The following is a 12,917-nucleotide window of genomic DNA, read 5'->3' on the forward strand; positions in this document are numbered from 1 at the left end:
AGACTTCTTATTCGACGGAGTGGGCGCGGCTGACGTAGTAGCCGGTTTCGCCAAAACAGGTGGACGGAATGCCCACGTGCTGCTCGTAGCTGATGGCGACGCGCTTGCCCATCACGCTGTTGATCTCGGCGGCCACCTTGTCGTCGCGCACCGTGAATTTGAAGATCTCGGGCAGGCTGCCGGGTATGGCGACGATGGCCATTTCACCTTCCCAGGTCTTGCACAGCCAGCCTTTCTGCGAAAACTTCTGCACGTAGCCGGCGCGCTCGCCGGAGGAATAGCTCCAGCTCAGGGCCAGCCAGGTGTAGCCGATGAAAAGGGCGAGGAAGACGACCAGAAAGCCGACGAACCACAGGGACCAGTTCTTGGCGCGGGGCGCGCCGGCGGGAAGGGTGGGTGCCACGTAAAACTCCTGCAGGATGGGGATTCAGATGAACTCGGAGAGGCCGCGGCGGCTCTGGATGGCTTCGGCCACATGGGCAGCGCCAACGTGCTTGGCCGCGCTCATGTCGGCGATTGTACGCGCGACTTTCAGGATGCGATGGTAACCGCGGGCCGACAGGCGCAGGCGTTCGATGGCCGTGGCCAGCAGTTTGGCGCCGCTTGGGTCGGGCTGGCACCACGCCTCGATCTCGGCGCCGGCCAGCCGGGCGTTGGGTTTGCCCTGGCGGGCGAGCTGGATCGCCCAGCTCTGCGCCACCCTTTCGCGAACCGGGGCCGAGGGTTCGCCGGCGGGCGCCGACTGGAGGTCGGAGACGGCCAGCGCGGGCACTTCGAGGAGCAGGTCGATGCGATCGAGCAGGGGCCCGGAGAGCTTGCCGCGGTAGCGGGAGATCTGGTCGGGCGTGCATCGGCAGCGCCCGTCCGGGTGGCCGTGGTAGCCGCAGGGGCAGGGGTTCATCGCCGCGACGAGCTGGAAGCGGGCCGGGAATTCGGCCCGGCGGGCGGCGCGGGAGATGGTGATGTGGCCGGTTTCGAGGGGCTCGCGCAGGGCTTCGAGCACGCGGCGGTCGAATTCGGGGAGTTCATCGAGGAACAGCACGCCGTTGTGTGCCAGGCTGATTTCGCCGGGGCGCGGGGTGCTGCCACCGCCCACCAGCGCCGCCGCGGAGGCCGAGTGGTGCGGTGCGCGCATGGGGCGCAGGCGCCAGCGTTCGGGCCGGAAGCCGCCTTCGACGGAATGCACGGCGGCGCTTTCCAGCGCTTCGTCATCGTCCATGGGGGGCAGCAGGCCGGGCAGGCGTTGGGCGAGCATGGATTTGCCGGTGCCGGGCGGGCCATAGAAAAGCAGCGAGTGTTGCCCGCTGGCGGCCACTTCGAGCGTCCGGCGGGCCTGGACCTGGCCTTTGACATCGGCCAGATCGGGGTAGGCCGGGGCGTGGAAGAGTGCTTCGCCGGCGTAAGGCGCGATGACGGTGTGGCCGCACAGGTGGGCGACCACTGCCAGCAGGCTGGCCGCCGGGAGGATGGTGACCCCCTTTACCAGCGCCGCTTCGGCGGCATTTACCGCGGGCAGGATCAGGGTGCGCCCGCTGTTTGCGGCCTGGCGGGCCAGCGCCAGCGCGCCGCGTACCGGGCGCAGTTCGCCGGTCAGCGATAGCTCGCCGGCAAATTCGAAGGCGCCGAGCTTGTCGCCGGGAATCTGCCCCGAGGCGGCCAGAATGCCGAGGGCGATCGGCAGGTCGAAACAGCCGCCTTCCTTGGGCAAATCCGCCGGGGCGAGGTTGACGGTGATGCGCCGCTGGGGAAATTCGAACTGGCCGGTTTGCAGCGCGGCGCGCACCCGGTCGCGGGCTTCGCGCACTTCCACATCGGGCAGCCCGACCAGCGTGAAGGCGGGAAGCCCATTGGCGAGGTGCACCTCGACGCACACCTCAGGGGCCTGCAGGCCGACGAGGGCGCGGCTCTTCAGAACAGCCAGGCTCATGATGAATTCCGCATAAAAAACGGAGTGTAGCGTGTCGGGGCTGTGGATATCTACAGGTGGCGCCCGGCCGGGGGCGTCAGCGCCCGATGGGCAGGGTGAGCTGGGGGCCGGGGCCGGTCTTGCCGCTGAGTTCGAGGCGCGACAGTTCGACGAGCAGCGAGAAGGTGGATTTGCTGTCCTGGTCGGCCTCATCCAGGTAGAACCAGTGCCCCTTGTACTGGACGGCGACGTGGGCGTTGGCGGGGCGTTCGGTGGCCGTGTGCACGTGGAAGAGGTCGCGCATGATCTCGTGCCAGTCGAAGTCGCGTCCGGCTGCGTCGCGGGTGAGGGTGGCGAGGCCGCGGGCGCGATGCCCAGCCGGCACTTCGACGCCATGGCTGACGTAATAGAGCGCCTGCAGCAGCGAGCGGGTTTCCAGGTCGAGGCTGGCAACGCCGTCTTTCGGCAGCGCGGAGCGGAAGGGGAACAGCGCTTCCTGGGTGATCCGCAGTTCGGTGGCGCCTTCGCGCAGGTGGAAGGCCTGGGCGAAAGTGCGCATTTCGGGCGAGTTGAGTTCGTCCGGGTCGACGCGCAGCACCGGGACGCTGTTCTTGCGGATCAGGCGCCAGCCGCGCTTGGCGTCGGGGCGGTATTCGAGGCCGTTTCTGGTGGCTTCGATCAGGTTGGCGGCGGACACCGCGCCGGCCGGCAGGCTGCCGCCGAGCTGCTCTTCCTGCTCCAGCAGGCCGAAGACGATGGCGCCCCGGTCCTGCAGGGTTTGCAGGGCGGCGACGCCGCGCAGGAAATCACCCGCCGGCGGGGCCACGCGCGGCGTGGGGCCGCTGGCGGACTGGGCGTTGGGCACCCAGTTGAGGTTTTCGAGGTAGAGCCGGAAAACCTTGGAGATCGGCCAGGTGGTCTTGGCCAGGTAAATCACGCCATCGAGGGGCAGCGGGGTGAACAGCTTGCGGGTGAATTCCTGGTCGTCGAGCGGGGTGAGGCTGAAGGTAGGCCGGTCGGCGCCCATGATCTGGGCCTGGGGCAGCACGGCGGTGAAGCTGCGGTTGAGATCGCCCCCGGCGGCGGTAAAGAAGGGCAGCAGGCCGACGCTCTGGGTGCGCTCGAACTGGGCGGCAATGCCCGATACGCCAAGGCTGCTCGGCGTGTCGGTGTAGCGCAGGCGCACGATGTTGAGCAGCAATTGCTCTTCGGTGGTGCGCTTGATCACCTCGTTATATTGCAGGCGGGTGTCGTCGAGGCTTTGCGGCCCGATGCTGGCGCAGCCGCTCAGGCCGAGGCTGGCAGCGAGAAGGGCAATGAGTGCGGCGGAGCGAGGCGGCATCGGGGGGAACCGGACAGGGGCGTTGCAGGAATATTACGCAGGGCGGGTTACGCCCCGGCGACGTGCGGCGGCTTATTCACGGACACGCGTCTATTCCCGGAAGGCTTCCACGGCAATCACCAGCCGGATGTCGTCGCCCACCGACGGAATGTATTTGGTCATGCCGAAATCCGAGCGTTTGAGCTGGGCGGTGATGTCGGCGCCGCAGGTTTCGCGCTTGTTGAGCGGGTGCGGGCCGCAGCGGAAACGGGTGAGCGCAAGGCTGAGCGGCCTGGTCACGCCGAGCAGGGTGATGGTGCCTTCGGCGGCCACGGGCGTGTCATTGTCAAAAACCAGGCGCTCGGACTTGAAGTGGATGGCCGGGTGGGCGGCGGTGTTGAAGTAGTTTTCCCCGCGCATGTTTTCGTTCCATTTGGCGAAACCCATGTCGATGGAGGCGGCGTCTATCGTCACGTCCACCGTGCCCTGGCGGGCGGCCAGGTCGAGCACGATCCGGCCGCTGGTCTTGTTGAAGCGGCCACGCTGGGTCGAGAAGCCCAGGTGATCCACCTCGAAGGCCGGAAAAGTGTGGTTGCCGTCGATGGTGTAGCCCGCCGGTTCGGCAAGGGCGGGCGCGGCGAGGGCGGCCAGCAGGGTCAGGGCGAGATATTTTTTCATGGGGGCTCCGGCGGACGGTGGGCAAGGCTGCAGACGCAAATGAGGGCGCCGCGGCGCCCTCGGTGTGCGGGACGAAAAGCCTATTCGTCGGCCGGCGTGCGGTTGGCCAGCTCCGCTTCCAGGTGGGCGACCCGCCGCTCCAGCTCGGCCAGTTTTTCGCAGGTGCGGGCGAGCACTTCGCGCTGCACTTCGAATTCTTCACGGGTAACCAGATCGAGCTTGGAAAAACCGCTGGCGAGCAGCGCGCGGGCGTTTTTCTCGAGGTCTTTGGCGGGGCTGCTGGCGAGGAGTTCGGAAACTTTCGAGCCGATTTCGTCGAGGATTTTAGGGTTGGCCATGACTGCGTTCCTCACAGGAAAAAAGTAAAGCGGGATGGCCGCAAGTCTAGCACCGCGACAGGACGCCGGTTCCGGCTACCCACGCACCAAAACCTCGCCCTAAGTTGGTGCATGACCCCAGACTGGTGCATCCAGAATATTTTCTGCACTGCAGCGATGGTTTGGTTTTATGTATAAATTATTGAAAATAAAAGAATTTTAAAACTGGCACATCGATTGCTTTATTGAAGTCACCAACTTTGAACCTCAGGAGTTTTTCATCATGCACAAGACCATCGTCGCTTCTGCCCTGATTGCCGCTTCCATGCTGCCCAGCCTTGCCTCTGCCCAGGCCGCTGCGCCCGCCGAAACGCCGGAGTACACCGTCGCCGGCAACATGACGCTGATTAACGACTATCGGTTCCGGGGTATCACCCAGACCATGAAGAAGCCTGCGCTGCAGGGTGGTTTTGACTTCACCCATGCCAGCGGCTTCTACCTGGGTAACTGGAACTCCAACGTTTCCGAATATGCCGGCTTCCCCGGCGGCAATCTGGAAATGGATTTCTACGGCGGCTACAAGACCAGCTTTGGTGACTTCGGCCTGGACGTCGGTGCCATCTATTACTACTACCCGGGCTCCAAGGTCGGTGGTACCGGCAGCGCTGTCGACAACAAGGAAATCTACATCGGTGGTTCCTGGAAGTTCCTGTCAGCCAAGTACTACTACTCCGTCGGTGACTACTTCTCCGACAAGGGCGACAACAACAAGGGTACCGACGGTACCGGCTACCTTGATCTGTCCGCCGCCTACGATCTGGGCAACGGCTGGGGCGTCAATGGGCACGTCGGTCAGCTGTCCTACAAAGGCCGCGACAAGGCCGACTACACCGACTGGAAGCTGGGTGTGACCAAGGGCGTGAAGGGTTATGTCTTCGGCCTCGCCTACCTGGGGACGAACGCCCGCGACAAGGCCGGTGACTGGTATTCCTACACCAACGCCTCGACCGGCAAAGCTGTAGCCGGCGGTGCCGACACCGTGCTGGTCTCGGTTTCCAAGACGTTCTAAACCATTTTTGAGGCGGTACCGAGAGGTGCCGCCGTCATTGGAGCACCGAACATGAAACTCGTTACTGCCATCATCAAGCCCTTCAAACTCGACGAAGTGCGCGAGGCGCTTTCCGCCATTGGCGTGCAAGGCATCACCGTGACCGAGGTGAAGGGCTTTGGCCGCCAGAAGGGCCACACCGAGCTGTATCGCGGCGCTGAATACGTTGTCGATTTTCTGCCCAAGGTGAAGATCGAAGCCGCAGTGCAGACCGAAATCCTCGAGCAGGTCATTGAAGCCATCGAAAAATCGGCCAGCACCGGCAAGATCGGTGACGGCAAGATCTTCGTATTCGACCTCGAACAAGCCATCCGCATCCGTACCGGCGAATCCGGTGCGGAAGCGTTGTAAAGGGAGCGTGAAATCATGAAAAAGCTAATCGCAGCCCTGTTGGCCTCCGTGGCCCTGGGTTTCGCGGGGGGCGCCATCGCCGAGGACAAGCCGGAAGCTCCGGTTGCCGTCGTCGCAGCGCCCGCCGTAAGCGCTCCGGCTGAGGTCAAGGTCGAAGCTCCCGTGGCGGCCCCCGCCGCTGCCGTGGCCGCCGTTGCCGCGCCGGCCGAAGCCGCTCCGGCGCCGGTCCCCAACAAGGGCGACAACGCCTGGCTGATGGTGTCCACCGCCTTCGTCATCCTGATGTGTATTCCCGGCCTGGCGCTGTTCTACGGCGGCCTGGTCCGCGCCAAGAACATGCTGTCGGTGTTGTTGCAGGTTTTTGCGGTGTTTTCGCTGATCAGCGTGCTGTGGGTGCTCTACGGCTACTCCATCGCCTTCACCGAGGGCAGCGCCTTCTTCGGCGGTCTCGACAAGGTTTTCCTGAAGGGCATCACGCCGGATTCGGTTGCCGCCACCTTCTCCAAGGGTGTGGTGATCTCCGAGTTCATCTACGTGGCCTTCCAGGGCGCCTTCGCGGCGATCACCGTGGCCCTGATCCTCGGCGCCTTCGCCGAGCGCATCAAGTTCTCGGCGGTGCTGCTGTTCGCGGTGATCTGGTTCACCTTCAGCTACCTGCCGATCGCTCACATGGTCTGGTACTGGGCTGGCCCGGATGCCTACACCTCCGCGGAAGCGGCCGATGCCGCCAACGCGACGGCCGGCTTCCTGTTCCAGAAGGGCGCCCTCGACTTCGCCGGTGGCACCGTGGTGCACATCAACGCCGCCGTTGCCGGCCTGGTCGGTGCCTTCATGGTTGGCAAGCGGGTGGGCTACGGTCGCGAATCCTTCGCACCGCACAGCCTTACCCTGACCATCGTCGGCGCAGCCCTGCTGTGGGTGGGCTGGTTCGGCTTCAACGCCGGCTCGGCACTCGAAGCCAACGGCGTTGCCGCCCTGGCCTTCGTGAATACCTGGGTGGCTACCGCTGCCGCAGCCTTCTCGTGGATGATGGCCGAATGGATCATCAAGGGTAAGCCGTCCGGCCTGGGTGCAGCGTCCGGTGCAGTGGCAGGCCTTGTTGCGATCACCCCGGCAGCCGGTTTCGTCGGTGTGGCTGGTGCGGTGGCGATGGGCCTGCTGGCCGGCGCCATCTGCCTGTGGGGTGTGAATGGCCTCAAGCGCATGCTGGGTGCCGATGACTCCCTCGACGTGTTCGGCGTGCATGGCGTCGGCGGCATCCTCGGTGCCATCCTGACCGGCGTGTTCGCGGCGCCCAGCCTCGGCGGCTCCGGCATCTGGGACTACGTGGCCAACAAGGCGGTCGATGCCTACTCGATCGGCGACCAGGTCATCGTCCAGGCTACCGCCGTCGGCATCACCATCGTGTGGTCCGCCGTGGTTGCCTTCATCGCCTACAAGCTGGTCGACATGTTCATCGGCCTGCGGGTGCCGGAAGATGAAGAGCGCGAAGGCCTCGACATCACCTCCCACGGCGAAAGCGCCTACCACCAGTAATCCTGGCGGGGCTTTCTCCTGAAGCAGAAACGGGCGCCGTGAAGCGCCCGTTTCTGTTTTGGGGGCCGCCTCCGGCAAACATTTCGGGTGGATCGGGTTTGCGTTGCGGTGCCGGACGCGGGGTGTTCGAGCCCTTGCCGCCGGGCTGCTTTAAACCCTGCCGGCAGGCGGGGTTTTCCTTCCTCCGGTCGACAAGCGTATATTCGCCCCTCCGCCCACGGCACCCTTTGTCCGACGCATGTCACTCCCCAGCTTCAATCCCGCCGACTACCCCGCCCAGCTCGCCGAAAAGGTGGTGCGCTACAAGCGCGATTTCGCCGCCTTCGATTTGCCCGAGCCGGCTGTTTTCGAATCGACGCCGCTCAATTACCGCCTGCGCGCCGAGTTCCGCATGTGGCACGAGGGCGACCGGGTGGATTACGCGATGTTCGACCCCGCGGACCCCAAGCGTGCCATCACCCTCGAGGATTTTCCGCCCGCCGCCGCCCCCATCGCCGCCGCCATGCCGCGCCTGCGCGCCGGGCTCATGGCCAGCGAGGCGCTCAAGCGCAAGCTTTTTCAGGTGGATTTTCTGGCCACCCTGAGCGGCGAGCTGATGATCACCCTGATCTATCACCGCCCCCTCGACGACGCCTGGCAGGCTGCCGCCGCCACGCTTGCCGCCGACCTGGGCGTGCAGCTCATCGGGCGCAGCCGCAAGCAGAAGATCGTGATCGGCCGCGACTGGCTGCTGGAAGAGTTCGAACTCAACGGCCGCCGCCTGCGCTACAAGCAGATCGAAAACAGCTTCAGCCAGCCCAACGGCGGCGTAAACCGCAAGATGCTGGGCTGGGCCTGCAGCCAGGCCGCCGGTATCGGTGGCGACCTGCTGGAGCTTTACTGCGGCAACGGCAATTTCACCATGGCGCTGGCGCCGCAGTTTGGCCGCGTGCTGGCCACCGAAGTCAGCAAACCCTCGGTGGCCGCTGCCGAGTTCAGCCTCGAAGCCAACGCCATCGACAACGTGACGATGGTGCGCATGTCGTCCGACGAAATCAGTGACGCGCTCGCCGGCGGCCGTGAATACTCGCGCATGCGGGACGTGGATCTCGCCGGCTACGCCTTCACGACGCTGTTCGTCGATCCGCCCAGAAGCGGCCTCGACCCCCGCACCGTCGAGCTTGCCCGCGGCTTTGACAACATCCTGTACATCTCCTGCAACCCCCTCACGCTGCAGGAAAACGTCGCCGCGCTGTTCGATACCCACCGGATCGCCGCCGCCGCGGCCTTCGACCAGTTTCCCTATACCCATCACCTCGAGTGCGGCCTGCTGCTGCAAAAACGCACCGCCAACGCTACCCAGGAGTCAGCATGAGTTTGCCCAAGTGCCCCCAGTGTTCGTCCGAATACACCTATGAAGACGGCGACAACTACGTTTGCCCCGAATGCGCCCACGAGTGGCCGAAAGTCGCCGCGGTCGAAGCGCAGAAGGTTGTGCGCGATTCCAACGGCAACGTGCTGCAGGACGGCGACAGCGTCACCGTCATCAAGGATCTGAAGGTCAAGGGCTCGTCGTCGGTGGTCAAGGTCGGCACCAAGGTCAAGAACATCCGCATCGTCGAAGGCGACCACGACATCGACTGCAAGATCGAAGGCTTCGGCGCCATGCAGCTGAAGTCGGAGTTCGTGAAAAAGGCCTGAGGGCCGCGATGGGCTTTTTCGACTGGTTGCTCGGCTCGGGCGGCGAAGTCTGCCCCGGCAACGAACGGCTCGCAGGCGCGGTCGAGCGGGTCATCGACGCCACCGACCCGCGCCTCAGGCTGCTCGGCAATGCTCGCGAGCGCTTGTGCCCTGCGGTGACCCGTGCGCTCGATTACGCCGACCGGGTGGCGGCCAGCCTTCCGCCCTGCATCGAGACCAGCCCGCAAAACTGGGCCCAAAGCCCGGTGCTGCGGGCTTTTTTCGTCCGCCCGCCGGACGTGGCCGAGGCGCTGGCCGGCAGCCGCGACCTGCATGATTTTCTGGCCTCCACGGCCGGCACGGGGCTTGCCCGGGTGTGCTGCGTGGTGGCCGCGACACGCAGCGAACAAACCGTGCTCGGCGCCGCGCTGGAAGGCGAAATCCTGCGCCACGATGTCGAGCAGAAAACCGTCAGTTTCCGGCACTTCCGGCTGTTCGGCTTTGCCGCCACCGAAGACGCGCTGCGCCGGCGCATTGCCGACATTGTTCTTGAAGGGCTGGTGATTGCCGCGCTGCGTGAAGTTGCCGTGCGCCAGCAGCAGGGCGAGCGCCTGGTTTTCTCGCAACGCTTGCTGGCCGGCCGCCTGCAGCTGCTGGAGCAGAGCCGTGCCGGCCTGGACGCGCTGGAGTGCGATACCTACCACGGCCGCGATATCGACCGCCTGCGCGGCCAGCTCGACGCCAATGCGGCCGAACTCCACGCGCTCGAATCGGCCGGCAAGGGCCTCGAGGCCACGCTGGCCGGCATCATCCGAACCCTGGATGACGCCGAATCGGTCATCCACGCCGAGCCGCTGGCGTTTTATCTGGATGCGATGAACATCCTGGTGCCGCCGGATCGCCCGGGCGCGGCCGAGGTTCCGCTTCTCGAATTTTCCACCGCCACGCCGGGCTCGTCGCGCCGTGTCGCCTTCCTGGCTGCAGTTCCGCGTGACGCGGTGGCCGAGCGCAAGATGGACTTGAGCGCGGGCATGCGGATGCTGTAGCGCCGCGGTGCGCCAGCGGGGCGATCCAGAACGAAAAAAACCGGCGCGAGGCCGGTTTTTCTTTTGCTGCGCAGCGGGCGATCAGGCGTGCTTGCGACGACGGGCGCCCAGCAGGCCGGCCATGCCCAGGCCGAGCAGGGTGAGGCTGGCGGGTTCCGGCACGGCGCTCCGGGCGGCGTCGAAGTTGGCGATCAGGCTGACCTGGGTGGCGGACAGGCCGGTCCAGTAGGCGCTCGGGTCGGCGATCAGGGCCTGGCCCAGCGCGGTGGCGCTGGCCACCGAGGCGGTCGGATCGTAGTTGGTGGCGATGTCGTCCGGGCGCACCAGGATCGCAAAGTGGGCGACGGAGATCGACTGGCCGGCGGCGAGGTTCAGGGTGATGTAGTTGTTGTATTCGCCCGGGGTGATGGCCGCCGAGGTGTTGGCCAGCGTCCAGGCGTTGTTGCCGTTGATCAGGGCCAGCACCGGATCGTAGGTTTGGCCGGAGCGGCTTTCGTGGCTCACCTTGAGGAAGCCGGTGTTGGTCGTCACGGCTTCCCCGCCGTCGGAGCCGAGGTTGCCGTAGAAGCGGGCCTGGCCGGAGAGGGCGGCACTGGTGCTGTTGGTGAAGGTGTCGACCCAGCGGTAGGTGTTGGAGCCGGCAAGCAGCTGGACCTGGCGCTGGAGGGTTACGCCGGCGGGCAGCCCGAAGGGGTAGTAGCCGAAGCCGTCGAAGGCATCAAAGCCGCCGTCCCCAACGTAGCCGAGGGACTGATCGGAGCCGGCGTAGCTGCTGCCGCCGACGTAGATGTCCGCGGTGGCGACAAAAGGAGCGGCGTTGGCGGACAGGGATGCGAGCCCGAGCAGGCCGGCGACGATGGCGGAAAGGCTGAATTTCTTGGCGTTCATGTTTTTGCGTTCGGTCAGGAAGGTTGGAAGGGCGGAATCAACTGTCTTGACAGGCTTAAAGCAAAGCCTGTGCCAAGTTGTTAAAAATGGAAAACTTCCTTTTCCAACAAGGGCTTGGATTTTTATGAAAACCGATTTTTGCGAATTTGAAGAATTTTGTAAAAAGCATCGACTCGGATGCGACGCTGCGCCCGCGCCGACAACCGCACTGATTCCGCCCGCGCAGTGCGCTCGGTGCCCGCCCGCCGCGATAAAAACCGCACGCTGCGCCGTCGCGGGGGCGTGATGTGTTTGGCAGTCGGGTCGCCGGAAAAAAGCCCCCGCCTGGCTTCCTCCGGGGTGAGTGCCGGTATGCCGCTGGCGGCCAGGCTGCGGGCCATGAAAGTGTCGGAGGTTTTTACAGCGACATATTTCACGGCCATGTTTGATGCGGGCGTGCGTCGCGGCCCGTGGCGCGGACGTAAAAAAACCGGCCCCGCGGGGCCGGTCCGGATGGCGCCTTGCTGACGTGGTCTAGCGGAACACCACCGTCTTGTTGCCATGCACCAGCACCCGGTCTTCCAGGTGGTAGCGCAGGCCGCGGGCCAGCACCGCCTTTTCGATGTCCTTGCCGTAACGCACCATGTCCTCGACCGAGTCCGAGTGGTCGATGCGGATCACGTCCTGCTCGATGATCGGGCCTTGGTCCAGGTGTTCGGTGACGTAGTGGCAGGTGGCGCCGATCAGCTTCACGCCGCGTTCGTAGGCCTGGTGGTAGGGCTTGGCGCCCACGAAGCTGGGCAGGAAGCTGTGGTGGATGTTGATGATCTTGCCGCGATTGGCGGCGCACAGCCCGGGCGACAGGATCTGCATGTAGCGCGCCAGCACCATGGTGTCGCCGTGCACTTCATTGAAGATGCGCTGGACTTCGCCATAGGCGCGATCCTTGTTGTCGGCAGTGACCGGCACATGATGGAAGGGAATGCCGTGCCACTCGACGAAGCCGCGGAAGGTGTCGTGGTTCGAGATCACGCAGGGAATCTCGATGTCGAGTTCCTTCGACTGCCAGCGCGCGAGCAGGTCGTAGAGGCAGTGCTCCTGCTTGGATACCAGCACCACGACGCGCTTTTTGACCGCCGAATCGGTGATCTTCCAGTCCATCTCCAGTTCTTCGGCAATGGGGGCGAAGCGTTCGCGGAACTCGGTGAGCATGAAGGGCAGTGAGTCGGCCCGGATCTCGATGCGCATGAAGTAGCGCCCGCGCTTGTCGGCGTCTACCGCCGGTTCGGCGTGGAGGGCGGTTTCGAGAATCCAGCCCTTGTGTTCGGCGATGAAGCCCGAAACCTTGGCGACGATGCCCGTGCGGTCTGGGCAGGAGGCGGAGAGGGTGAAGAAGCGTTCGCGGTGCATGATGTGTGTCCCGCCAGCCCGCCGGCCCGTGATTCAGGGGCCGGGCCGCGGCCGGCGCTCAGGGGGGATCAGATGCGGGCGGAGGCGGAGCGGATTTCGCGGGCCAGATCGGCGTATTCGCGAACCACCGGGAACTGCGGGAACTCGGCGATGACGTTGTCCGGGGCACGGAACAGGATGCCGGCGTGGGCTTCCTTGAGCATCGCGGTGTCGTTGTAGGAGTCGCCGGCGGCGATGGTCTTGAAGTTGATTTCCTTGAAGCGCTGGACGGCTTCCTTCTTCTGGTTGGGCATGCGCAGGTGGTAGTTCACCAGGTAGCCGTTGGCGTCGGCTTCGAGCTTGTGGCAGAACAGGGTGGGCATGCCGAGCTGCTTCATCAGCGGCATGGCGAATTCGTAGAAGGTGTCGGACAGGATGATGACCTGGAAATCCTGGCGCAGGGCGTCGAGGAAATCCTTGGCGCCGGGCTCGGGGCCCATTTCGGAGATGACTTTCTGGATGTCCGGCAGGCCCAGCTTGTGCTCTTTGAGCAGATCGAGCCGGTACTTCATCAGTTTGTCGTAATCGGGCTCTTCGCGGGTGGTACGGCGCAGTTCGGGAATGCCGGTGCGCTCCGCGAATTCGATCCAGATTTCGGGGACGAGAACACCTTCGAGGTCGAGACAGACGAGTTGCACGGCAAAAACTCCAGATTACGGCGGTTGATTTGGCGGAAGGC

General features: G+C 64.9%; 15 protein-coding genes. 6 read left to right on the forward strand and 9 right to left on the reverse strand.

The genetic code is table 11. The annotated features are described in order from the left end of the window. Positions 1–7 precede the first annotated feature (7 nt). The 5 genes from Q1W26_RS16660 to Q1W26_RS16680 form a co-directional block, all read right to left on the reverse strand. On the reverse strand, positions 8–403 hold the full coding sequence (locus Q1W26_RS16660) for a hypothetical protein (protein ID WP_300442514.1): 396 nt from the start codon (positions 401–403) through the stop codon (positions 8–10). Between the two features lie 24 nt (positions 404–427). Beyond that, positions 428–1,927 carry a YifB family Mg chelatase-like AAA ATPase gene (locus tag Q1W26_RS16665; RefSeq protein ID WP_300442516.1) on the reverse strand — a complete coding sequence of 500 codons (1,500 nt, stop codon included), beginning with the start codon at positions 1,925–1,927 and terminating at the stop codon, positions 428–430. Between the two features lie 76 nt (positions 1,928–2,003). Beyond that, positions 2,004–3,248 (reverse strand): hypothetical protein, encoded by a 1,245-nt coding sequence (locus Q1W26_RS16670; RefSeq protein WP_300442518.1) that lies wholly within the window; start codon positions 3,246–3,248, stop codon positions 2,004–2,006. Between the two features lie 90 nt (positions 3,249–3,338). Further along, a complete protein-coding gene (locus Q1W26_RS16675; RefSeq protein ID WP_300442520.1) occupies positions 3,339–3,905 on the reverse strand; it encodes a YceI family protein in 567 nt (188 codons plus the stop codon). Between the two features lie 80 nt (positions 3,906–3,985). After that, complete coding sequence (locus Q1W26_RS16680) at positions 3,986–4,243, reverse strand: accessory factor UbiK family protein (protein WP_300442522.1); 258 nt, start codon at positions 4,241–4,243, stop codon at positions 3,986–3,988. A 262-nt stretch (positions 4,244–4,505) separates the two neighbouring features. On the opposite strand from Q1W26_RS16680, the gene Q1W26_RS16685 reads away from it, so the two are divergent. From Q1W26_RS16685 to Q1W26_RS16710, 6 genes are all read left to right on the forward strand, one after another. After that, on the forward strand, positions 4,506–5,291 hold the full coding sequence (locus Q1W26_RS16685) for a TorF family putative porin (protein WP_300442524.1): 786 nt from the start codon (positions 4,506–4,508) through the stop codon (positions 5,289–5,291). 51 nt (positions 5,292–5,342) lie between these two features. Next, complete coding sequence (glnK, locus tag Q1W26_RS16690) at positions 5,343–5,681, forward strand: P-II family nitrogen regulator (RefSeq protein WP_300442526.1); 339 nt, start codon at positions 5,343–5,345, stop codon at positions 5,679–5,681. Between the two features lie 15 nt (positions 5,682–5,696). Continuing rightward, positions 5,697–7,217 (forward strand): ammonium transporter, encoded by a 1,521-nt coding sequence (gene amt / locus Q1W26_RS16695; protein ID WP_300442528.1) that lies wholly within the window; start codon positions 5,697–5,699, stop codon positions 7,215–7,217. A 238-nt stretch (positions 7,218–7,455) separates the two neighbouring features. Continuing rightward, entirely contained in the window at positions 7,456–8,571 is a 1,116-nt protein-coding gene (trmA, locus tag Q1W26_RS16700) for a tRNA (uridine(54)-C5)-methyltransferase TrmA (RefSeq protein ID WP_300442530.1), read from the forward strand. Beyond that, positions 8,568–8,897, forward strand: coding sequence for a zinc ribbon domain-containing protein YjdM (locus tag Q1W26_RS16705; RefSeq protein ID WP_300442532.1), 330 nt, complete (start codon positions 8,568–8,570; stop codon positions 8,895–8,897). Before trmA ends, Q1W26_RS16705 begins: the two co-directional genes overlap by 4 nt. An 8-nt stretch (positions 8,898–8,905) precedes the next feature. Next, positions 8,906–9,922, forward strand: coding sequence for a hypothetical protein (locus Q1W26_RS16710; RefSeq protein ID WP_300442533.1), 1,017 nt, complete (start codon positions 8,906–8,908; stop codon positions 9,920–9,922). A gap of 81 nt (positions 9,923–10,003) precedes the next feature. Here Q1W26_RS16710 and Q1W26_RS16715 read toward each other — a convergent pair whose 3' ends face one another. The 4 genes from Q1W26_RS16715 to thrH form a co-directional block, all read right to left on the reverse strand. Continuing rightward, positions 10,004–10,810 (reverse strand): PEP-CTERM sorting domain-containing protein, encoded by an 807-nt coding sequence (locus Q1W26_RS16715; RefSeq protein ID WP_300442535.1) that lies wholly within the window; start codon positions 10,808–10,810, stop codon positions 10,004–10,006. Positions 10,811–10,932: 122 nt separating this feature from the next. Further along, positions 10,933–11,232 carry a hypothetical protein gene (locus tag Q1W26_RS16720; RefSeq protein ID WP_300442537.1) on the reverse strand — a complete coding sequence of 100 codons (300 nt, stop codon included), beginning with the start codon at positions 11,230–11,232 and terminating at the stop codon, positions 10,933–10,935. A 91-nt stretch (positions 11,233–11,323) separates the two neighbouring features. Further along, positions 11,324–12,199, reverse strand: coding sequence for a formyltetrahydrofolate deformylase (gene purU / locus Q1W26_RS16725; protein WP_300442539.1), 876 nt, complete (start codon positions 12,197–12,199; stop codon positions 11,324–11,326). Positions 12,200–12,267: 68 nt separating this feature from the next. Continuing rightward, positions 12,268–12,876, reverse strand: a complete 609-nt coding sequence (thrH, locus tag Q1W26_RS16730) for a bifunctional phosphoserine phosphatase/homoserine phosphotransferase ThrH (protein WP_300442541.1) — start codon at positions 12,874–12,876, stop codon at positions 12,268–12,270. Positions 12,877–12,917: the final 41 nt, after the last annotated feature.

The organism is Zoogloea sp. (genome assembly GCF_030157465.1).
GTDB lineage: Bacteria > Pseudomonadota > Gammaproteobacteria > Burkholderiales > Rhodocyclaceae > Zoogloea.